Source organism: Colwellia sp. MB02u-10 (genome assembly GCF_014077185.1).
Lineage (GTDB): Bacteria > Pseudomonadota > Gammaproteobacteria > Enterobacterales > Alteromonadaceae > Cognaticolwellia.
In genome coordinates this window covers 61155-83281 of the sequence record NZ_JACGVK010000045.1, presented here as the reverse complement: position 1 = coordinate 83281, position 22127 = coordinate 61155, and the positions used below count along the sequence as shown (strand labels likewise).

Genomic DNA, 22127 nt, shown 5'->3' with positions numbered 1-22127 from the left:
AGTGTTTATACCATAGATAATATTTCTCAAGAAAATAGTAAACTTGCAACGCAAGTAAATAATTATGGTATAGCGGTAAATAAAAGTGCTGAAGATCTCGACAAATTAAATACTACCTTCAAATATTAAACTCTAGTCTGTAGTTTAATAATGTTAGAGACAAATCCATTGTATTAATTTTTGGTAGATCTCTGTGCCTTTCGTAAATAACTATTCTATGTCGCTAAGCGATTTATTTACTAAAATAAATCGCTTAGTTGCAAGTACCTTTGTTAAACGGAATCTAATGGCCCTTTAATACAGTGTTATTAACGGCTATTGAACTTAGATTAGGCGTCAATATTTATCTCGTCCTATCAACGTCTTGGCTGTTGATTATTTTAAAAATGTACTTGTAATCGAGACGGTCCGCTATATCACAACAGAGAACGTTAGCCACAGCAAAGATTAGGTCAACTAACGGGTGTTCAGTTGACCTCGAGATACAATCAAAGTTTCAAAACTTACTTTTTCTTAGCGCACTTTTAAGACTAAAAATGATACCTATTTGCTCTAAACATAAAATATAAAGTACTTCGTCCGCTTACTGCCTCATAGCTGACTGTCAAAAAAGCTGACACTATCAAGCAATTAGTTCCACAATGTGCACTTAGTTACCATTATTTTCTAGCGATTTATGATATTTTTCGTAATTTTATCACGACTTTTGACGCAAGAACTTTAATTATTTTTCTCAATCTAGCTACGGCCCAGAAAATTCGGTTCAAGAATTCTCATAATTTGTGACGATCCACAATTAGGGTAAAGCATTAAGGTTTAAAGTATAAACATTTAAAACTAGGTGCTCGCTTATAAAATATCTTGCTGCTTTGGCAACGCATAAGCAGTAGTGACTGAAATTTTTACTGATAGCAGATATGACAAGCTATTAATCATATTCACTGGCATACCATTCATGTTCATAAGCTAAACTACCCCATAAAGCATGTGCTAAAGCGACTTCAGACAATGTTTGATTAAGCTTTATTGGCGTTAGTTTTTTTTCATCAAAATCATAACTGAAATTCATCGGATCTTTTTGTGGTTGTAGTATCGTCACTTCATCGTCTTCCATATAAGCAAAGTTTTCAGCATATTGCATCATAGCTCGTCCTGCACTTTGTGGTTTGGTTAAATCATGGCCCAGCATAGGTGAATGATTTATCACGCCCATTAACGACAAAAGTGTTGGCGCTAAATCAATTTGACTGACAACTCTTTCGTCAGAAAACGGCTGCTTTGATGAATTGAGAATAACACCCGGAATATGAAAGTTTTTGATGGGCACAAGATCACTGCCAAATGCTCTGGCATCATGATCGGCAACCACCAAAAATATAGTATCTTGCCAGTAAGGCTGTTGCTTTGCTTTAGTGATAAATTTACCTAAGGCATAGTCTGCATATTGGATAGCTTTATGGCGTAATAACTCTTTCTCATCATATTGGCTTAGTTGCTCTGCGGTATACTCAATAGGGGTTATAACGCCTGGTGGAATTTCAAAAGGGTCATGATTACTAGACGAAAAAATAAAACTAAAAAAGGGCTTGTCGCTATTGTTTAACTTGGTTAATTCAATATTAGCTTGCTTGAATAAATCTTCATCACTTGCTCCCCACGAGCCAATAAACGCAGGGTTTTGAATATCGTTAAAATCAACAATATCACTAAAGCCGTTGCCCAAGAAAAAACTCTTCATGTTGTCGAAATGACTTTCGCCGCCATAAATAAATTGTGTGGTGTAATTATGTTTGGCAAGTAAACTCGCAATAGTGAAGAAGCCATGCTGTGATTTATCAAGTTTAACTACTGCTCTGGCAGGCGTTGGTGTAAAACCAGTAATTACGGCTTCAATGCCTCTAACAGAACGTGTACCTGTGGCATATAAATTTTTAAAGGCCCAGCCTTCATTATTTAATTTATTAATTTCAGGACTAAGAGGAAGCCCGCCCAACGATGAGACAAACTGAGCACCTAAACTTTCTTCTAAGATAATAACCAAGTTTTTAGCTTTACCTTGATAGCTAGGTGCGCGAGAAGCCAAAGAGGGTTGAATGAGATGGGTAAATGCTTGTGGTGCTAAACCTGTTTCTTGTTGCACAATGGCAATAACTTTTTCAGTGGCCATTTTACCATAAAGCTTTGAGGCATTTTTTTCATTACCTAACTGTTTATAGGCATGAGCAACACTATAGATAGAATTTAGTGTTAACGAATTTATTAAGGGATCGGTAGAAAAATAAACTAACGACGGATTTATTGGCCGATGTCCAACAGTGCCTCTGGCACACAGCACAAGTACGACAAATAAAGTAACAAATGAAAGAGTCGCTGACTTAAACGATACCGAACGTCGAGGTTGGTTTGTATTGATCAGTTTAGCTAACAGGTGCCAAAACAATTTACCTGGAATAAGTATTAAGGTGAGAACCATAACTAAGGTAAATAAGTGACCGTTGAATAACATTTTCATTACTTCATTAGGATAAGCTAAGTATTCAATGAATAGTCTATTTGGTCTGAAACCATATTCATGAATAAATGCCGGTGTGGCTAATTCAAAAAATAGTACGCTGATAAAAATGAAGAAAAATAGTGCCTTTAATACTTTTAGCCATATTTTTTGATAACCGGAAATCATAAACCATGGATGGACTATGGCAGGTAAAATTAATAAATAGCCTAATGCGCTTAAGTCGATTCTAAAACCATTTAAAAATAAGGTTAGAAAGCTATTAAAAGTATCGAATCGCTGAATTTGCCATAGACCTAAGCCCAGTCTAGAAATGAACAGTGTCAACATTAATAGTAAGAAAAATAAGACAAAAGGTCGTAATAAATTAAGTGTAGTTTTAAACATCGTTTCAATACCGCTAATAGAGGACGTTGCTACTTTAAAACATGAAACTTAAGAGACGCTTAATTTAAACTGAAAGCGATCTATACTAGTTACAATTGTTACATTTTTTAAATAAAGATAGCTTGACTTAAGCTTAACTTACTTAACTTGTAATTTATTTGCAATAGATACTTAGCATAGAGTTTTGGAAAAGGAGTGCTGAGCATATTTTAAAAATTATATTATTTAAGGGACAGTGACGTGGTTTAATGGATGTGAATAGAGTTTTTAAATATGATTAAAGCCCGATTAAATTTAAATAATAGCGCTGAATTGCTTTACTCAAATAAGGTCATTATAAACTTTATTATCTAGGTATATTACCTAGGTTTATTGCTCGTCTGAAAGCAATTATTAAATAATAGGCTGCTCATCACAGCCAGATCATTACCTTAATAAAAGGCTGCTACGGCAACCCTTGTATTAAAAGTATCAACTTTTAAAGTAATACTACTAGCCAAATACTGCTGGCGACAATAAGACTAATAAATACCGCCGCTGAGCCTAAATCTTTTGCAAGACCCGATAAGGGATGAATCTCTAAGCCCACACGGTCTACCACAGCTTCAATTGCAGTATTGATGATCTCGGTAAATAGTATGAAGAGTACCGCGAGTATTAAGGTAACTTGCTCTTTGGCGCTTATATCAAATATAAAAGATACCGGTATAGCAATAAACAGCAGTAACAGTTCTTGCCTAAATGCAGATTCATTTTGATACAACCATTTGAACGCTCTAAATGAGTTCAATGAGGCTAACACTATTCTTTGGATGCCCTTAGGCTTATTTTTATTGTCAAACACTAGTCTGCTAGCTCCATTTCTAATGAGGTTGATACTGTGGTGCGGGCTATCGCCTGTTGCGATTTACAATCAACGAAGGGATCACTTTCAATGCGATAGGCAGTAGTTTTAACCGACATGATACTCAATAAGGTATCAAAAACGTTATCATGACTTATTGGCGATTTTGCCAAAGCATTTAAACATTGGCGATTAAAGTCAGTTTGTATTTTATCCGTCCAGTAGATCATGGGTACGTGAGTTTGTTCTTCAGGTGCAAACGCATAAGGTAAACCATGTAAATATACCCCATTTTCACCCAGTGATTCACCATGATCTGAAATATAAAGTAAAGATGTTTCAATGTCACCTTTTTTATCTAAGCCACTTAATTCATTAATAATTTTTGAGAGTACTAGATCAGTATAAGCAATGGTGTTGTCATAAGTATTAATCAGTTGCTCATGGCTACAGTTTTGAATGTCACTGCGTTGACAGTCGGGTGTGAAGACCCTTTTTTCTTTTGGATACCTTTTGAAATAGGTTGGCCCATGAGAGCCGATCATATGTAATACAATGAGGGTGTTTTCATGGCTTAATGTCTTAAGTTTATTTTTTAATGGGGCTAATAGCGCCTCATCATAGCAATACTCACCATCACACAAGGGGTTAGATTTATCAGGTTCAATTTGTTCAGTTTTTACTCGGCTACAAACACCTTTACAACTACCATTATTGTTACTGATCCATAAAACGTCAGCACCGGCTAAATGTATCAGGTCTATGGCATTTTGTTGAGCGATTGCGATACGCTTATCATAATTATTTTTGTTTAATCTTGAGAACATACAGGGGACCGAAACTGCGGTAGCTGTGCCACATGAGCTCATCTGTGAAAAATATATAACCCCTTGTTTTTCTGTATATTGATTGGTAGGTTTTACATAACCATTCAGTGAAAAGCTTTGCGCACGCGCTGTTTCTCCTAACACCATTACCGTGACATGCCGACGAGTATTATCGCGAACGATTGAAGGCGCAGTGTCTAAGACCTCAAATTGTAAAGGTGGATAAAAATATTGATTTCTAACAAATTTATATGACGCATCTAGCAGTTTATAGGGTGTAACATAACCTAGCAGTGCTTTATTATTTCGGCCAACCGAAGCATAATTTGAATAAAATACACTGGCAATTAAAAATGCTGCGCCAAAGCTAAGGGTGATCATTTTTACTCGGCTTAATAACTCTGTAAAGAAAGGCTGATAAGTTAATTTAATCGTATAGATGATCAGTGAGGGGATAACACCAAAAATCAAGAAAAATAAGATGGCGTAAAAGTTAACGTAAGATAAGGCTTCGGCTGAATCGGTTTCAACAGTATTTTGCACCATACCGTAATCAAACACGATACCGTAAGTAATGGTGCCATAAAATATCAAAGATGAAATCATCACAGTCGTCATAAGTAGCGGTTTGGTTAGCCATCGAAATGAAAAAACCCCTTGAATTATAATACTTAAAGAAAGTAAAAATATGGGTAGTGACATTAAAAACAGCAGGTTATAGTTATCCAACGCGGTAATTACGTCCGCTGTTTTTACTAAAAAAGGTAAGTTCAATATCAGTGCAATATAACAGCATGTGAAGAATAGCAACTGGTTCGTTGTTAGTGTTAAGTTTTTAAAGTACGCGATAATTTTATTCATTTGAGACACCTATTAACAAGTGTCGCTATATTATAAAAGTAAACTTAAGATAACCTTAGGCTAACCTGAACATTAGCTTAGATTAAACTGAATATTGTATAAAAAGTTAAGTGTAAATGGTGCAAGGTTACTGCTTGTTATTATTAAAGGCGTGGCCTATTACAATAGCTGTGTTTTGTGCACTAAACATTATAATAAAGCTTATAAAAATAATCATTAAACCACAGCGGTTGTTGATAATATAATAGTAAAGGTAAGCTCTTTTTTTGCGGACATAGTGACATTTAAATCGGCAGAGAGACTCTCACAATAAGATTTAACAATCGCTAAACCTAAGCCATATCTTTCTGCTGATGTTCGTGATGAATCTTTCTGCCATAAAGGTTCAAAAAACAGCGCTAAGTCTTTTTCAGCGTAATCATGTTTACTGAGATTAGACACTTTTATCATAAGCTGATTATTGTGTGAATGAGGTTCAACATTGACGGTTACTGAGCTTGAAGCCGGGCTATAATACAAGGCATTGTTAATAAGGTTGCTCATAATAGTTGTTAAAGCGAACTCATTGGTATAAACATTTTCACATGACTGATCAAAGTTAACATTAACGACTCTATTGGCTTTTTTTTCTCTCATGATGACTGAATTTAGTAGTGCTTCTAGATTAACCTGTTGCTTTTTTAACGTCGCATTATTGGTACTTTTTTGTAGCAAAAGTATGCCATTGACAATGTTGCGCAAACGTTCTGTAATAGTAAGCACATCAGTTTTGAAACTTTCTGTTAATTGTTTTTCATGAGGAAACTTTATCGCGACTTCACTCAGGCTGAGTAACTCTGCTATTGGGGTTTTTAACTCATGGGCAATATCTGAGGTGACTCTTTTTTCTCTGGCATAAAGCACTTTATTTTCACTTATAAAGTGGTTGATACCATGGGCAATAGCAATAAGTTCTTTTGGCAAATTAGTGGTGTCTATCGTGCTAACGGTAGAATTTAAATTGATTTGTTTTAGTTCAATATTCAATTGTTCAATCGGTCTTAAACCGTGTTCAACCACATTAAAAACAATAAATCTTACGGCGATAATAGCGCTAATTGAAGTGAAAATAAAAATTATATCTACAAACCAAAGAATTTGATTTACGCCTTCGTTGCTGATGGCATAAGCGAGCTCCATCGGCTTTTGTTGTTTTACGAACTGCGCTTTTGTTAGTCCTTGACTTTCCCTGACATCACTATCAATTTGCGGTTTAAATTTTGCAAAATACATTCTTCCAGAGCGACCGTCGGGTAAAACAATGTCAGTTATTGATGAGCTATTACCGGCAAGGTCTACTCTAGGTAGCTGATTAATGTCAAAGAGATCTAGGGTTTTAGAACGCTCAAAAACCTTATTATCTAGCCATAATTGGAAATATTCGGGGTCATTAACACCGGAAAATTCAGGCATGAATTCATCAGCAAAATCAAAGTCAATTTCGTGGGTGTCTTCACTGACTAATGTAGTGAGTAAGCCAGCTTTGTTGATCATAGCTAGATCAAACTCTCCACTGATCCAGGTATCAACAGCAAGGTCGGTAAGCATTAAAATAGAGACCAATAATATGGATATTGAAATGGATATATAACGGCTTAACTTTTTCTTAATCGAAATCATGCACGGGTCTCAACAAAAATAACCGAAGCCACGTTTAGTTTTAATAGGCAGGTCATGTCCGAGTAGTTTTACTTTTTTTCTGGCGCTTGATAGATGTGCTTCGATTGAATTTTTAGCAACAGCATCATATTGACCGGCTAAATATTCACTTAATTTTTCAGGTGATATCACTTTACCTTGATTAGTGAATAAACATTCAACCAATTTATACTCATTAGGGGTTAAATTGGTATCTATTGAGTCACAAAATAATTGTTTTAAATGCAGGTCTAAGGCAAATGAGCCGATAATAATTTTACTGTCATTGACCTTTAAAGCGCCTCTGCGCATGAGGCAAAGTAGACGAACATGCAGTTCATCGAATGAAAAGGGTTTAGTGAGATAATCGTCAGCACCATTAAGTAAGCCTTGAACTTTGTCTTCGGTGAGGTCTCGCGCAGATAATATTAACACTTTCAGTTCTTTATTCGCTTTGCGAATAGCCTTTAATATTGCTGTGCCATCAACAGTGGGCAGCATTAAATCAAGTATCAAAAGAGAATAGTCACCCGACAAAGCCATGCTTAAACCTTCTGAGCCGTCTCCGGTGTCATCAACGGTATAACCTAGGTTTGATAAGCCAATTTTTAAACTTCTTCTTAGAGACGTTGAATCTTCTATAATTAAAACTTTCAAGGGTAACCCGCAACACAGAAATATTAAGTAAAAGATACCAGAAGAAACTTAAGATTGGCTGATTGTCACTTAAATTGTTGTGCTGTTTACTCTAATTTTTTAATAACGGCCACTTGATAGCTGGAACTTGTTGATAGAAAATATGATGAAAGGATAGGGGGGCATAAGGAAAATATTTGATTTTTATCTAGGTGAAAACTATTTATTGCATTGAATATAAACAGAAGTTATGCCAACATTCATTTAGTATAATCTTTGGCTAGTTACTTGTGACTTTACACTGCTCTAAAACATTAATGGTATTGCTGGTATGTTTGACCTTTGTGGGTCAGGCAATGGCGTCTACTATTATGCCTTATCAAATGATGGCTATGGCAGGCATGAGTGGGCAAGTAAAAGCACAGTCAAAAGCAGCTATGCCGATGACAGCTCACAGCAACCATAATATGTCCGGTGATGCGGTTGATAATACAACAGTATCAACCGAAGATTGTTGTGCTCAAGTATGCAACTGCTTTATGGGCGGTTGCTCAAGTGCTGCTGCTCTCATGAAGGGCGTACCGAGCAATACGCCGATCGCTGATGTGCCCTCTAAAATACTTTCCTATTCTACTTTGGCGTTAAGCCAACCAGCTAGATCATTATATCGTCCGCCAATATTAAGCTAAATACAGCATAAATGTGTCCAAAATTTGGTGCATTTATAACGATGTCTGTATTAGGCTTTTTGATTTCGTGTTGGTATAAGTATTTCTAACCTCATCAAAAATAACCTAATTAATTAAAAATATTAATTAATATCCCTATTGGGGCGGTTATGTTTTCAACTAAATTTACGTTAAACCTTATCACTACCTTGGTTGTAGTCTGTACGCTGGCTAGCTGTTCAGATAAAACCGCTCTTGCTACTAAAACTGATTCAAGTGTTGCGGCTAAATCTCAAAAGCTTAAGCCGCAATCTATTGCCTTAGATGTTTATAAAAGTCCAAACTGTGGTTGTTGTAAAAAATGGCTTAGTCACATCAATGATAATGGCTTTGAATCAAAAGTTTACAGTAATGATGATTTTTCAGTTATTAAAAATGAAAAAGGCATAGCGCCCAGATATCGCTCTTGTCATACCGCTATTTCAACCAATGGTTATGTTTTTGAAGGGCATGTACCAGCAAAATTCATCCAAAAATTTATGCAAGCGACACAGGCTGTTGATGTTATCGGCTTGTCGGTTCCTGCTATGCCTGTAGGTTCGCCAGGCATGGAAGTTGATGACAGGTTTCAGCCGTATCAAATTTTACTTTTGAAGTCAGATGGTACCAGTGAAGTTTATGCTCATGTTCAATCGTATAAGGAACAATTCTAATGAATAAACTCAACCAGCGCTGTAAGTTTGGTCTCACGTTTGGTCTTAAGTTTGGCACAGCGATTTTAGCTTTTTCTGTTTTTACTGTTAGTGCTGCCCAGTTACCCGTGCTAGCTGATAGTAAGGCTTTATCTTTTAAAAAAGCCATTGCAATAGCTCAAAAAAGTGACCCTTGGTTAACTGGCAATAAGCACAAACAACAGGCTATTGAATTAATGAGTACGGCGGCAAATACATTACCCGATCCCAAGGTGTCAATTGGTTTCGCTAACCTGCCAACCAACGGTTTCGATTTTGCTCAAGAAGGTATGACACAGGCCAAGGTGGGGATTGCTCAAATGTTTCCTCGTGGAGATACGTTAGCGATTAAAAGCCAGCAACTAAAAACGCAAAGTGAAGCGTTTCCCTATCAAAGAAAAGACCGAGCATCAAAAGTAGCGGTTACGGTAGGAAGTTTATGGTTGGACACCTATCGAGTTCAACAAACCATAGCGTTAATAGAAAAAAATAGGTCGTTGTTCGAGCAGTTAGCTGATGTAGCAACAGCAAGCTATTCGTCGGCGTTAGGTAAAACGCGTCAACAAGATATTGTGCGGGCACAATTAGAGCTAACACGCTTAGAGGATAGGTTAGCGCAATTGGCACAACAGAAAAATGGCTTTGTCGGTATGCTTGCTCAATGGTTGAGTCAGTTTTCTAGCGAAAGTAGTGTAGGTGAATCGGTATTATTAACCTCTGACTTTTCTTTACATCAGTTAGTGCTGAGTCAAGAACTGCCTGAAATAGAGTTAATTAACCGTGCGTTAGTCGCCAAAGAAACCTGGCTTGAACCAAGCGCATTAATCCGATATTTTTCAAATCATCCTGCGGTTATGGCGTTAGAAAAAAACATTCAGGCGACTAAAACAGGCATTAAGTTAGCGCAGCAAAAATACCAAGCTGAATGGGGCGTAAACGCAAGCTATGGATATCGCGCAGACGATGCTATGGGCAGCAGCCGAGCTGATTTATTCTCTGTTGGTGTGACGTTCGATCTGCCAATTTTTACTCATAATCGACAAGATAAAGAAGTGCAATCAGCGGTATCTGCAACAGAAGCGGTGAAGACTGACAAAATTTTATTACTCAGACAATTATTGGCTGCTTACTCAAGTGCCAAGGGCAGGTTATTACGCTTAAAAGAGCGACAAATGCTTTATAAATCTAAGTTACTCCCTCAAATACATGATCAAGCCGCAGCCTCTTTATCTGCCTATACCAACGATGATGGTGACTTTTCTGAAGTTGTTCGCTCCCGCATTGCCGTGCTAAATACTGAAATAGACCTGCTAACACTGAACGTAGAAGAACAGAAAATAGGCTTAGAGCTTAATTACCTTTTTATCGGCAGTCTCAATACAGCAAACAGCCATAACAAAAGCAATTTAACCAATAACAATCAAATTGTTGTTAATTCGGGACAAAAATAATGAGCAAAAATATCGTCAACAATAATAGTAAAACCATCATTATTGGCATGGTTATCGGTTCAATGCTCACGCTTGGTGTTTATAGTTTTATAACTCCTGCGAAAAATGAGCAAGCCGTTAGCGCTAAAACGGCTGAGAAAAAACCGCTTTATTGGGTGGCTCCGATGGATGCAAATTATATGAAAGATAAGCCAGGTAAATCACCCATGGGCATGGATTTAGTGCCAGTTTATGACGATGATGGCAAAGGGCCTGATGCTGGTGTTGGCACCATTCGTATTTCTGCTGATGTGGTGAATAACTTAGGTGTAAGAACCGCTATAGCGAACTTTAGCTCATTGCACAGCGAAATAAACACCATGGGGTATATTACTTTTGATGAAAGCAAAATCGTTCATATTCATCCGCGTGTTCAAGGCTGGATAGAAAAGCTCTATGTTAAGGCGGTAGGTGATCCTGTTAAGCAGCATCAAGCCCTTTACGATATTTACTCCCCTGAGTTAGTTAATGCTCAAGAGGAGTTGTTATTGGCATTAGAGCGGAAAAACAGCCGCTTAATTACAGCGGCTGAAAATAGATTGATGGCGTTGCAGTTACCTAAGTCTGCGATTATAAAACTGAAAAAAACCAAGCAAGTGCAGCAAAAAATAACTTTTTACGCGCCACAAAATGGGGTGGTTAAAACGCTAAATATACGTGAAGGTTTCTTTGTTCAGCCGGGTACTACTTTGTTGTCAATTGCTGATTTGTCACAAATTTGGCTTGAAGCAGAAGTCTTTGAACGACAAGCAAACCAAGTTAAAACCGGTACACCAGTCACTATGACATTAGATTATTTACCGGGCAGAACATGGCAAGGGCAAGTAGATTATATCTATCCAACACTCGATGCTAAAACACGCACAGTGAAAATACGCTCAAGTTTTAGTAATGAAGAAGCTGAGCTTAAGCCTAATATGTTTGCACAGGTTGTTATTCATTCTACCAGTGATGAACAAGCGTTGTTAATTCCGCAAGAAGCTCTAATTAGAACGGGTATGCAAGATAGAGTGGTGCTAGCTTTGGGTGAAGGTAGCTTTAAATCGATTGCCGTCACTGTAGGTCGATATGACCGCAATAATGTTGAAATACTTAGCGGACTGGATGCCGGTGAAAAAGTGGTTAGCTCAGCGCAATTTTTATTAGATTCAGAATCAAGTAAATCATCTGATTTTAAACGCATGCATCATGAATCTGACCAAGAAAAACCAAACGAAATGGATATGAGTCATAACAATGACAGCGCTGCTGACACAGTTTCCTCAGCGACTGTTAACGGTACAGTTGTTAACCTAATGCTTGATCACCGAATGGTCACTATTGACCGTGAAGCCATTGTAGAATGGGGCCGTGCAGCAGATAGAGTTGATTTTATTGTGGATGATAACGTGGATATGGCCTTATTTTCAAATAATGCCTATGTCATGTTCACCTTTGAAATACGCGAGGGTAATTTTATTATTGTCAGTGCGATGACAATGCCTAAACCTGATGCGGTAATGAAAAATGCTGCTAACGACAAAGGAGCATAATAATGATTACTGCTATTATTCGCTGGTCTATTGGTAATCGATTTTTAGTCTTGCTAGCAACATTATTACTGGTGGCAGTTGGATTATATTCTGTCAGTAAAACCCCGATTGATGCACTGCCTGATCTATCTGATGTGCAAGTCATCATAAAAACAAGCTACCCTGGCCAAGCACCACAAGTGGTTGAAGATCAGGTTACCTACCCCATGACTACTGCCATGTTGTCAGTGCCGGGTGCGGTTACCGTGCGAGGTTACTCATTCTTTGGCGACTCATATGTTTACGTTATTTTCGATGAAGATACCGATCTTTATTGGGCACGTTCACGGGTACTTGAGTATTTAAGTCAAGTTGCTCCTGATCTACCTAGCGATGCACGGCCTCAATTGGGTCCGGATGCAACGGGTGTTGGTTGGGTTTATTTGTATGCACTTACCGATAAAACAGGCCAACATGATTTAAGTCAATTACGCAGTATACAAGATTGGTTTTTAAAGTTTGAATTACAAACCGTGCCTGGGGTATCAGAAGTTTCTGCGCTTGGCGGCATGGTTAAGCAATATCAAGTCCAGGTCAGTCCTGATAAATTACGCGCCTTTGGTATACCGCTGTCACTTATTCAAACCGCAATTAAACAAGGTAATCAGGAGATAGGTGCTTCAGTGGTAGAAATGGCTGAAGCCGAGTATATGGTCAGAACCACAGGCTATATAAAAAGTGTTGAAGATCTTGAAAATATCCCGCTAGGGGTCAACCAAAATGGTACGCCGTTACTGTTAAAAGATGTTGCAGATATTGGCACTGGCCCACAAATGCGCCGAGGTGTCGCTGAACTTAATGGTGAAGGTGAAGTGGTTGGCGGTATTGTCGTGATGCGCTTTGGTGAAAATGCTCAGCAAGTGATTAACCGTGTAAAAGCAAAGCTTGAACAGCTTAAAAAAGGTTTACCTGATGGCGTAGAAATAGTACCGGTTTATGACCGGTCTGCATTGATAGAACGAGCAGTCGATAATTTAGCCTCTAAGTTATTGGAAGAGTTTGGCATAGTTGCTTTAGTTTGCGTTATTTTCTTATTCCATGTGCGCTCTTCTTTAGTGGCGATTATTAGTTTACCTGTGGGCATTTTAACCGCCTTTATCATCATGCATTTGCAAGGACTTAACGCAAATATTATGTCATTAGGTGGTATTGCTATTGCCATTGGCGCCATGATTGATGGCGCTATCGTCATGATAGAAAACATGCATAAGCACATGGAAAAAACCCCACTAACGAAAGAAAACCGCTGGCAAATAGTGACTGAATCAGCCAGTGAAGTAGGCCCAGCATTATTCTTTAGTTTATTAATTATTACCGTGAGTTTTGTACCCGTGTTTACCCTAGAAGCACAAGAAGGGCGTATGTTTGCCCCGCTAGCATTTACCAAAACTTATGCCATGGCGGCATCTGCGGCCTTGGCGATAACATTAGTACCGGTATTAATGGGCTATTTTATTCGAGGTAAAGTACTACCTGAGCATAAAAATCCAGTGAATAAATTTCTGACCTTTATCTATATGCCGGCCTTGAAAACTGTTTTACGTTTTCCAAAAATGACCCTAGTGGCTGCATTAGCTGTGCTTGCGGTTGGCATCTATCCACTGGATAAAATCGGTAGTGAGTTTATACCACCGCTTGATGAAGGTGATTTGATGTACATGCCCACCACTTATCCAGGTATTTCGATAGGTCAGGCTCGACAACTTTTGCAACAGACCGACAAGCTAATTAAAACGGTACCCGAAGTAAAAACCGTATTCGGTAAAGTAGGTCGTGCTGAAACCGCAACCGATCCGGCGCCATTAACCATGATAGAGAGCTTTATTCAGTTTAAGCCGCATGATCAATGGCGTGAAGGGGTGACAACTGAAAGTTTGAAAAAAGAACTTGATGCGCTAATTCAACTACCAGGGGTAACTAATGCTTGGGTTATGCCGATTAAAACCCGCATTGATATGCTAGCAACAGGCATTAAGACCCCTGTTGGGATAAAAATAGCGGGACCTGATTTATTGACGATTCAGGATATTGGCAAACAATTAGAGCTGATATTAAAAGACGTACCTGGTACCACATCGGTTTATTCAGAACGTGTTGCGGGTGGTCGATATATAAAAGTTGATATTCAGCGCGCCAAAGCCGCACGATATGGTTTGAATATCGCTGAAATTCAACAAGTAGTAGCCACCGCTGTCGGTGGCATGAATGTTACTCACACCGTTGAGCGTTTGGAGCGTTATCCGGTCAATGTGCGTTACCCACAAGACTATCGTGATTCCCCTGAACAGTTATCATTGCTACCTATTGTTACGTCAAATGGTCAACATATAGCATTAGGCGATGTGGCTAATATTTATATCGAAGATGGCCCTCCGGGCATTAAGTCTGAAAATGCCCGCTTAAACGGTTGGGCTTTTGTTGATATTGAAGGCGTTGATGTCGGCACTTATGTTGAGGCGGCCAAGAAAGTCGTCACAGATAAGTTAGTACTGCCTGCCGGCTACTCGGTGACCTGGGCAGGGCAATACGAATATATGCAGCGAGCCAAGGCGAAATTGGCTTATGTGGTGCCATTAACCTTATTTATTATTGTTATTTTACTTTATCTTAACTTTCGTAACGTGATTGAGGTGGCGATGATCATGGGCACTTTACCCTTAGCTATGGTGGGCAGCATATGGTTGATGTATTTAGAAGGCTTTAATTTCTCAGTGGCGGTTGGCGTTGGTTTTATTGCACTGGCAGGTGTAGCGGTAGAAATTGGCGTTATTATGCTGGTGTATTTAAATCAAGCGTATCAAACCATGCTTGATGAACACCACTCAAAAGACATGGTGACGACAAAAGAAGATGTATTACAAGCCGTGCTGCACGGAGCCGGTATGCGTGTTCGCCCTGTGATGATGACAGCAGCAGCAATTATTGTCGGTTTATTACCGATTTTATATGGCACAGGTACAGGGTCTGAAGTAATGAGCCGCATCGCAGCTCCAATGGTTGGCGGCATGATGAGTGCCGTGTTATTAACTTTGCTAGTATTGCCGGCATTGTTTTATTTATGGCGCTCATCATCAATAAAGCTTACCGAGTCGAACGCCTAGAGATATCAATTGATAAAAATGCAGAGTCTTGATGGCAATCATACGGCACTGAATGAATTTATCTAGAAAACGTTAAATATTAAATCACTAACTCAGGAGTAAAATATGAAAAAAAGCTTAATTAAAACAATCAGTAAAATCGCTTTGGTATTAATACCCAGCATTTCTTTATCAATGACAGCTACAGCACATGATCCCAGTTTGCATGCAAAAAAGGCTGAAAAAGCTGATTGTAGCAAAATGGATCATAGCAAGATGGATATGAAGGATCCGGTCGCTATCGCCATGATGAACAAGTGCATGAAACAAGCTGAAAAATCAAATGACAAGATGGACCATAGTAAAATGAATATGAAAATGGACCATAGTCAAATGAATAGTAAAATGGACCACAGCAAAATGAAAACGATGGATGAAAAAAAGCAGAAAAAAGCTGACGACAATAATCACTAATTAAATTTTAAAAATCACTTAGCACAAAGACAGCTGCTAAGTGATTTTCATTGACGAAGGAAAGCTGATGAAAATGCTTAAATGGCTCTCGATTCTTATTGTGTTAGGCCTTGGAACGACGGCGACAATTATTTATTCAGGTAATATCGATGTAGCTGCCGACGAACCTCATAGTGATTTAGTCCACTGGCTTTTGGAAACAACGAGAGAAAACGCTATATCAAAAGCGGCTGAAAATATTAAAGTGCCAGATTTAACCGACCCTGAACTATTGTTATCTGGTGGCGTTGACTATGGCTTCATGTGCGCTAGTTGTCATTTAAAGCCCGGACAAGATGAAAGTGATATGAGCTTAGGCTTATATCCCGCACCCCCTAATTTAGCGGTGTCTGAATATAACGATGATAGTGAAGAATATGGTGATGACCCGCAAGCTGATCGTAATAATTTCTGGGTTATTAAGCACGGCATTAAAGCCTCAGGAATGCCAGCTTGGGGTAAAACTCATGATGATCAGCGCATCTGGGCTATGGTGGCTTTTATAAAACGCTTACCAAGCTTAACACCTGAACAATATCAAATACTTACAGCGATAGAATAAAAGATAGCCCTCATAATTATAAAGAGAAAAATATGAAAGTAATTCACAGTATATTAATGGTCACTTTACTCTTGTTCGCAACAGTGAGTTTTAACTTACTTGCACATAATAATGATAAAAATACAGCTAAAATTGTCGCCAAAAATTCAATAGTCGCCACTGAAGCGGGAAAAACTATTGCACAATTTCATCAAGCACTGAAATCAGGCGACAGAGTAACAGCTAGAGCCTTATTAGCGAATAAGGTGACGATTTTTGAAGGTGGCGGTGTAGAAAAATCAGCAGATGAATATGCGGAACATCATATGCTTGCGGATATGAAATATTTGGCAGAAATTAATACCGAAGTCTTAGATCATCAAATCAAAGTTATCGGTAATATTGCTTATTCTATGTCGAGAAGCAAATCAAGGGGTCAGTTTCAAGGGAAAGATATTAATAGCGAAGGTATGGAAACCATGGTGCTTTTAAAAGCAGCTGGAAAATGGAAAATCGTTCATATCCATTGGTCGCACTAACTGAACTAATTAAAAACAAGCAAATATATATTATTCGCGCTGTTAATACAGATAAGTGTTTATCAATCAACTAATTAAGGTGGTAAAAGTCATATTAATCAAACTATTACCTTACGTTAAAAGTAGCATAAAGGTTAAGATTTGCGCTTAATTAAGCGCTATTGTGGTTATCTAACTGACAAAAATATATTTTCATTTGACCTGTGTCTTAGACATAGGTGTAAAGTGAGTTTATGCTATTAAAAACATATTTTTTGCCTTATTTAAAAGAGGAGTCATGTCATGACAGTAACTGAATTAGCTAATGCGATAAACACAACACCCGATACGGTGCGTTATTACACCAAAATGGCGTTTATTACTGCCCGAAAAAACCCTAATAATGGCTATAAAATTTACGGTAAAGGTGCCTACAATAGACTTAAATTTATTTTAAGTGCTAGGCAATTAAATTTTTCAGTGGCCGAGATCAAAAGTATTTTAATTGAAGCTGATAAGGGACATAGCGCCTGTCCATTAGTGAGAGAAATAATTGAACATCATCTTACTGAAACTGAAAAGCAGTTTCAGGCGGCGTTGCTGTTACGTGAAAAACTAAGCAAGGCCATTAACGATTGGCAAGACAAAGCAGATAAAACACCCACTGGAGATATGATCTGTCACCTAATTGAAAGTGAAGATAACACAGACCAAGGAGGTAATAATGAGTAAATTAACCGGCAGTACGGGCAATCAAAATACCCAAGAGCTGATTATTGAAGGCGCAGGCTGTGCAAGCTGCGTGGGTAAAATTGAAACCGCGTTAAAAAATATTAATGGCGTAGACAGTGCAGAAATGAACTTTGCTTTGCGCACAGTCTCTATCGTTGGAAAAGTTGGCCCTAACGTGCTGATAAAAGCGATTGAAACCATAGGTTATAATGCGAAAAGTGCCAGTGATCGTAGTGATAATGACTTATTAGATGAAAAAGAGCTTGCCGATCAAAAATACTACACCGGCTTAATAAGGCAGGTTTGGATTGCTTTGGGCCTAGGTGTACCTTTGATGATTTACAGTATTTTTGGTGGTCCTATGACCGTTGAAACATCGCTAGAGCGCGGTGTTTGGTTATTTATTGGTGTTTTATGCGCTGGCATTATGTACTTTGCAGGTAAACATTTTTATATAGGCGCGTGGAAATCATTGGTAAATCACAACGCCAATATGGATACCTTAATTGCGCTAGGAACCGGCACCGCCTGGATCTATTCCATGGTCGTTGTTTTCTTTCCTATGGCATTACCAGAAATGGCACGACATGTTTATTTTGAAGCGACAGCCATGATTATCGGCTTAATTAACCTAGGTTTAGCGCTTGAAGTCAAAGCAAGAGGCAGAACGAGTGAAGCGATAAAGCGCTTAATTGGTTTACAAGCTAAAACCGCGCGTGTTGTCCGTGACGAGAAAGAAATAGATATCGCTATCGAGCTAGTTTTGCTCAATGACATTGTACGAGTAAGGCCAGGAGAAAAAATTCCAGTCGATGGTATTGTAACGCAAGGACACAGCTCAATCGATGAGTCGATGTTAACGGGTGAGCCCATGCCGGTTAAAAAAGTTGCAGGCGATACCATCGTTGCCGGTACTTTAAATAAAACCGGTTCAATTTTATTTAAAGCAACGCGAGTGGGTAAAGACACGGCATTAGCACAAATTATTAATATGGTTAAAAGAGCACAAAACTCTAAACCGCCCATTGGCCGTTTAGCTGACGTTATTTCGGCTTACTTTGTGCCGGTAGTGATGATTATTGCCATCTTCAGCGCGTTAGTCTGGCTTAATTTTGGTCCTGAGCCGACATTAGCCTTTGCCGTAGTTTCAGCAACAACGGTTTTGATCATTGCTTGCCCTTGTGCTCTTGGCTTAGCCACACCGATGTCGGTAATGGTTGGCGTAGGTAAAGCCGCTGAGGCAGGGGTGTTGATACGTAATGGTGAAGCTTTGCAAGCCGCTTCAAAAATTACCACCATGATTTTCGATAAGACCGGTACAATCACCGAGGGTGCGCCAAAAGTCACTGATATTATTGTTGCTGATGAAAGCTACACAGAACAATATATTTTAACCGTAGCCGCGAGTATAGAGCGTGGCTCTGAACATCCACTGGCACAAGCCATTGTTGACTCAGCCATTGCACAAGATATTGAACTTGAAAGTACTACTGATTTTCAAGCCATTGCAGGTCATGGTGTAACAGCAATATACCATGGTCAGCAATTACTTTTCGGCAATCAGAAGTTGATGTTGAAAAATAATGTCGTGCTAAATGAGGTTGTTGATAAAGCGCAAAAGCTTGCCGATGAAGCTAAAACACCAATGTATTTAGCGATTGATAACAAACTCGCCGCCATTATCGCGGTATCTGATCCCATTAAGAAAGACTCTGTTGAAGCGATAAAGAGGCTTCAGGCTAACGGTATCCGTGTCGTTATGCTAACGGGTGACAACAAAGCGACAGCTAATGCAGTGGCGAAAAAAGTGGGTATTACCGAAGTATTCGCTGAAGTATTACCAGAAGAAAAATCAAATAAAGTTGCAGAGCTTCAAGCTCAAGGTGAAATTGTTGGCATGACAGGGGACGGTATTAATGACGCCCCCGCATTGGCATTGGCCAATGTTGGATTTGCTATCGGTACCGGAACTGATGTGGCGATTGAAAGTGCAGATATCACTTTGATGAGAGGTTCATTACATGGTCTTGCGGATGCGATAGCCGTGAGTAAAGCGACACTGCGCAATATCAAACAAAACCTTTTAGGTGCCTTTATCTACAACGCGGCGGGTATACCTTTTGCCGCAGGCATTTTATACCCATTTTTTGGCTTGTTACTGAGTCCAGTTATTGCCGGCGCTGCCATGGCATTTTCATCATTAACTGTGGTCAGCAATGCCAACCGTTTACGCTTTTTTAAACCACAAGATCATTAAGTTAAGGAGAGCAATATGTTAATAATCAATTTAGTGGGTTTAGGGTTAATTGTGTTAATTATTTGGTGGTTTTGGTTATACAAAGCGCCATCAACTCAAGTGAGTGATGAACAATATAAAAGTGAAATAACGGTAGTGGTTGAAGACGGAATTTATCAACCGGCACATATTTCATTGTTTGAAGGCAAACCACTGGTCATTACATTTTTTCGCAAAGATGAGAGTCCTTGTGCGGCAACTGTGCTATTTCCTGATTTAGAAATTAGTGCAGATTTACCGTTAAATAAAGCGTTTTCAGTGCAATTACCAGCGATGAAAAAAGGTGAATATGCCTTTCATTGTCAGATGAAAATGTATAACGGTACTATTGTTGTTAAGTAAATATACCCCCATGGAGTGGGGGTATTATGATCAATTTAGATGAGAGAGTTGGTGTTAGAGAAAATAACTGGGTAGTTAGGTATATTAGTTTTTCAATACTTGGCTTAGATAAGGCTTTGTTTAACGAAAAGGAGCCAAACTTTTATTTAGCTTATGATTTAATCAATTTTAATTTTGATATCTTGAGGATGTTCACCAATTATAGCGAATATCTATTCAATAAAACTATGAAAAATATTGTACTCAAAAGGTTAACCAAGACATGAAGATATTTATATCGAAATAATCGGTAATAGTGAAATATTAAAAATAAAAAACCAAACTAGGAAATAAATAACAAAGTGTTGACTATAATATAAACGAATGTCGAGTTTTATTTCCCTTCTATCTAAGGAAGAATAAATTCAAATGGAAAATAAACATAAAAGGACTTAATTATGAAAAATAAATTCAAAGATTAAGCTTTACATTTTTTATAACAGTTGCTACACAACAGAGCTGAGTATCAACTCAAGTCAAGAGAGAAAATTTGAATATTTTTATTATTAGCTTACTCGTATTTTTTTGCCTTTTGCTCTCAAATTATATTTATAAAAGAAAAATAAATGAATTATTTGGTGCTCTTTATTTTATTCTTTGTTATTACCTTTCTATAGTGACCTCTACTGCGGAATCTCCTTTTATTGAGTTTGAAGGTATACTCGCTGCGATTATGTTTTGTATATTAAGCTTGTTTAAAGAATTATTTGTAAGACACAAACAAAGCAAAAAGGAAACGTATATTAAAATTGAAATAGAGTTGAAATATTTTCTATTTATTTCATCTGTAACCTTTTCCTTGGCATTTGTTTTGTTTGGAATTAATTTAGGAAGGATAGCGGTATTACTGTTGTTTTTGTCAATTGCCTCATTTGGATCTTATGTTTTATCTATTGCGATAAATCGGAGCTATAATTATTTTTTTCTAAATAATAAAAGTTAATCAGAATCAATGTATAGCTATTCTCCCTAAAGATGCAGAAACGAGTGTTTGACAATTATCATTGACCCTGCTTTGAAGAGAAGCTCCTATTTCGGGTGACAAACGCCGTTATTGAGCAAGTCGTTTAAGGGATTTTTGGCTGAAAATTTATCTACTTGACGATTAAATAAGCATCGAAAAAATGGATAATGTCGATGATAAATTATAAACGACCTTGAATCGATTTATGATTGACTTCAAAGACTGTTTGAAGATGTTATTTAAACCTGACAGTTATACAAAATACGTTAGAAGGTCTGTTCTATGTTATCCATACAAATTTAGTTCAATATTCCTTAAAAGCTGAGAGCAGCATATTAAAATTTATCCATCACTTATAAGGGCAAGTGTTTCTAATGCATATTACATTTTACCCTTGAGAAGCTTGCATCGACAAGTTCCTCAGTAGCTATCTCTAAAGTGAAAATGGCTTTCAATATATTATCTTTCTAATGTATTAAGGATATTCACCAATTATAGCGAATATCTACTCAATAAAACCATAAAAAATATTGTACTCGAAAGGTTAACTATAATGTTCAACATCAAGCTTGGCGTTGTTATACCACAACGCCAAGTTCGACTATCATAAAACCTTAATCTTGCAGCGGCGAAACTTAGCCGTGTATATCTATCTCTATATCGCTGGTAGGCGTTGAACAGCAAGTGAGGATTTCATTGTCACCGATAAAAGCCAAAGGGAATTGAGCGTACTCAACCGTGCCTTTTTTTAACAAACAACGACAAGTACCGCAAAATCCATCCCGGCAATGAAATTGTGCATCAATATTTTTTCTTTCTAACGCATTGAGAATATTTTTGTCTTCATCGAGGAACATTATCTTCCGTCCCTCGACGGTAATATTAAAAGCCATCAATA

18 protein-coding genes are annotated in these 22127 nt (G+C 38.0%); 12 read left to right on the top strand and 6 right to left on the bottom strand.

Going from position 1 to position 22127, the window contains the following annotated elements:
- Positions 1 to 928 precede the first annotated feature (928 nt).
- The 5 genes from H4J59_RS00480 to H4J59_RS00460 form a co-directional block, all read right to left on the bottom strand.
- Positions 929 to 2899: an LTA synthase family protein gene (locus H4J59_RS00480; RefSeq protein WP_182235858.1), complete on the bottom strand. Its 1971-nt coding sequence runs from the start codon at positions 2897 to 2899 to the stop codon at positions 929 to 931.
- Positions 2900 to 3377: 478 nt separating this feature from the next.
- Entirely contained in the window at positions 3378 to 3743 is a 366-nt protein-coding gene (locus H4J59_RS00475; protein ID WP_182137858.1) for a diacylglycerol kinase, read from the bottom strand.
- A complete protein-coding gene (locus H4J59_RS00470) occupies positions 3743 to 5431 on the bottom strand; it encodes a phosphoethanolamine transferase (RefSeq protein ID WP_182235856.1) in 1689 nt (562 codons plus the stop codon). Before H4J59_RS00470 ends, H4J59_RS00475 begins: the two co-directional genes overlap by 1 nt.
- A 216-nt stretch (positions 5432 to 5647) precedes the next feature.
- Positions 5648 to 7090: a HAMP domain-containing sensor histidine kinase gene (locus tag H4J59_RS00465; RefSeq protein ID WP_182235855.1), complete on the bottom strand. Its 1443-nt coding sequence runs from the start codon at positions 7088 to 7090 to the stop codon at positions 5648 to 5650.
- 9 nt (positions 7091 to 7099) lie between these two features.
- Positions 7100 to 7765, bottom strand: a complete 666-nt coding sequence (locus tag H4J59_RS00460) for a response regulator transcription factor (protein ID WP_182137861.1) — start codon at positions 7763 to 7765, stop codon at positions 7100 to 7102.
- A gap of 335 nt (positions 7766 to 8100) precedes the next feature.
- Between H4J59_RS00460 and H4J59_RS00455 the strand changes: the two genes are divergently transcribed.
- The 12 genes from H4J59_RS00455 to H4J59_RS00400 all read left to right on the top strand — a co-directional run bounded on the left by H4J59_RS00455 (position 8101) and on the right by H4J59_RS00400 (position 21208).
- Positions 8101 to 8433 (top strand): hypothetical protein, encoded by a 333-nt coding sequence (locus tag H4J59_RS00455; RefSeq protein ID WP_259369323.1) that lies wholly within the window; start codon positions 8101 to 8103, stop codon positions 8431 to 8433.
- Between the two features lie 149 nt (positions 8434 to 8582).
- Positions 8583 to 9125 (top strand): DUF411 domain-containing protein, encoded by a 543-nt coding sequence (locus H4J59_RS00450; RefSeq protein WP_182235853.1) that lies wholly within the window; start codon positions 8583 to 8585, stop codon positions 9123 to 9125.
- A complete protein-coding gene (locus tag H4J59_RS00445; protein ID WP_182235852.1) occupies positions 9125 to 10594 on the top strand; it encodes a TolC family protein in 1470 nt (489 codons plus the stop codon). Before H4J59_RS00450 ends, H4J59_RS00445 begins: the two co-directional genes overlap by 1 nt.
- Positions 10594 to 12165 carry an efflux RND transporter periplasmic adaptor subunit gene (locus H4J59_RS00440; RefSeq protein ID WP_182235850.1) on the top strand — a complete coding sequence of 524 codons (1572 nt, stop codon included), beginning with the start codon at positions 10594 to 10596 and terminating at the stop codon, positions 12163 to 12165. The genes H4J59_RS00445 and H4J59_RS00440 overlap by 1 nt, the downstream gene beginning before the upstream one ends.
- A 2-nt stretch (positions 12166 to 12167) precedes the next feature.
- Positions 12168 to 15305, top strand: a complete 3138-nt coding sequence (locus tag H4J59_RS00435; RefSeq protein WP_182235849.1) for an efflux RND transporter permease subunit — start codon at positions 12168 to 12170, stop codon at positions 15303 to 15305.
- 105 nt (positions 15306 to 15410) lie between these two features.
- A complete protein-coding gene (locus tag H4J59_RS00430) occupies positions 15411 to 15758 on the top strand; it encodes a hypothetical protein (protein WP_182235847.1) in 348 nt (115 codons plus the stop codon).
- Between the two features lie 67 nt (positions 15759 to 15825).
- Positions 15826 to 16359, top strand: a complete 534-nt coding sequence (locus tag H4J59_RS00425; protein ID WP_182235845.1) for a cytochrome c — start codon at positions 15826 to 15828, stop codon at positions 16357 to 16359.
- A gap of 32 nt (positions 16360 to 16391) precedes the next feature.
- Entirely contained in the window at positions 16392 to 16877 is a 486-nt protein-coding gene (locus H4J59_RS00420; RefSeq protein ID WP_182235843.1) for a DUF4440 domain-containing protein, read from the top strand.
- A gap of 282 nt (positions 16878 to 17159) precedes the next feature.
- The gene (locus H4J59_RS00415; RefSeq protein WP_182235841.1) at positions 17160 to 17588 is read left to right on the top strand and encodes a MerR family DNA-binding protein; all 429 of its coding nucleotides are present in this window, start codon (positions 17160 to 17162) and stop codon (positions 17586 to 17588) included.
- Positions 17581 to 19845, top strand: a complete 2265-nt coding sequence (locus tag H4J59_RS00410; protein ID WP_182235839.1) for a heavy metal translocating P-type ATPase — start codon at positions 17581 to 17583, stop codon at positions 19843 to 19845. The genes H4J59_RS00415 and H4J59_RS00410 overlap by 8 nt, the downstream gene beginning before the upstream one ends.
- Positions 19846 to 19860: 15 nt before the next feature.
- Positions 19861 to 20226 carry a cupredoxin domain-containing protein gene (locus H4J59_RS00405; RefSeq protein ID WP_182235837.1) on the top strand — a complete coding sequence of 122 codons (366 nt, stop codon included), beginning with the start codon at positions 19861 to 19863 and terminating at the stop codon, positions 20224 to 20226.
- A 529-nt stretch (positions 20227 to 20755) separates the two neighbouring features.
- A complete protein-coding gene (locus H4J59_RS00400; protein ID WP_182235835.1) occupies positions 20756 to 21208 on the top strand; it encodes a hypothetical protein in 453 nt (150 codons plus the stop codon).
- 656 nt (positions 21209 to 21864) lie between these two features.
- Here H4J59_RS00400 and yfaE read toward each other — a convergent pair.
- A complete protein-coding gene (gene yfaE, locus H4J59_RS00395; protein WP_182235833.1) occupies positions 21865 to 22122 on the bottom strand; it encodes a class I ribonucleotide reductase maintenance protein YfaE in 258 nt (85 codons plus the stop codon).
- Positions 22123 to 22127 lie beyond the last annotated feature (5 nt).

What these genes read in the sequence shown, in the direction of transcription:
- H4J59_RS00480 (WP_182235858.1), bottom strand. Translation starts at nt 2,899, where the DNA reads ATGTTTAAAACTACACTTAATTTATTACGACCTTTTGTCTTATTTTTC.
- H4J59_RS00470 (WP_182235856.1), bottom strand. Translation starts at nt 5,431, where the DNA reads ATGAATAAAATTATCGCGTACTTTAAAAACTTAACACTAACAACGAAC.
- H4J59_RS00465 (WP_182235855.1), bottom strand. Translation starts at nt 7,090, where the DNA reads ATGATTTCGATTAAGAAAAAGTTAAGCCGTTATATATCCATTTCAATA.
- H4J59_RS00455 (WP_259369323.1), top strand. Translation starts at nt 8,101, where the DNA reads ATGGCGTCTACTATTATGCCTTATCAAATGATGGCTATGGCAGGCATG.
- H4J59_RS00450 (WP_182235853.1), top strand. Translation starts at nt 8,583, where the DNA reads ATGTTTTCAACTAAATTTACGTTAAACCTTATCACTACCTTGGTTGTA.
- H4J59_RS00445 (WP_182235852.1), top strand. Translation starts at nt 9,125, where the DNA reads ATGAATAAACTCAACCAGCGCTGTAAGTTTGGTCTCACGTTTGGTCTT.
- H4J59_RS00440 (WP_182235850.1), top strand. Translation starts at nt 10,594, where the DNA reads ATGAGCAAAAATATCGTCAACAATAATAGTAAAACCATCATTATTGGC.
- H4J59_RS00435 (WP_182235849.1), top strand. Translation starts at nt 12,168, where the DNA reads ATGATTACTGCTATTATTCGCTGGTCTATTGGTAATCGATTTTTAGTC.
- H4J59_RS00430 (WP_182235847.1), top strand. Translation starts at nt 15,411, where the DNA reads ATGAAAAAAAGCTTAATTAAAACAATCAGTAAAATCGCTTTGGTATTA.
- H4J59_RS00425 (WP_182235845.1), top strand. Translation starts at nt 15,826, where the DNA reads ATGAAAATGCTTAAATGGCTCTCGATTCTTATTGTGTTAGGCCTTGGA.
- H4J59_RS00420 (WP_182235843.1), top strand. Translation starts at nt 16,392, where the DNA reads ATGAAAGTAATTCACAGTATATTAATGGTCACTTTACTCTTGTTCGCA.
- H4J59_RS00415 (WP_182235841.1), top strand. Translation starts at nt 17,160, where the DNA reads ATGACAGTAACTGAATTAGCTAATGCGATAAACACAACACCCGATACG.
- H4J59_RS00410 (WP_182235839.1), top strand. Translation starts at nt 17,581, where the DNA reads ATGAGTAAATTAACCGGCAGTACGGGCAATCAAAATACCCAAGAGCTG.
- H4J59_RS00405 (WP_182235837.1), top strand. Translation starts at nt 19,861, where the DNA reads ATGTTAATAATCAATTTAGTGGGTTTAGGGTTAATTGTGTTAATTATT.
- yfaE (WP_182235833.1), bottom strand. Translation starts at nt 22,122, where the DNA reads ATGGCTTTTAATATTACCGTCGAGGGACGGAAGATAATGTTCCTCGAT.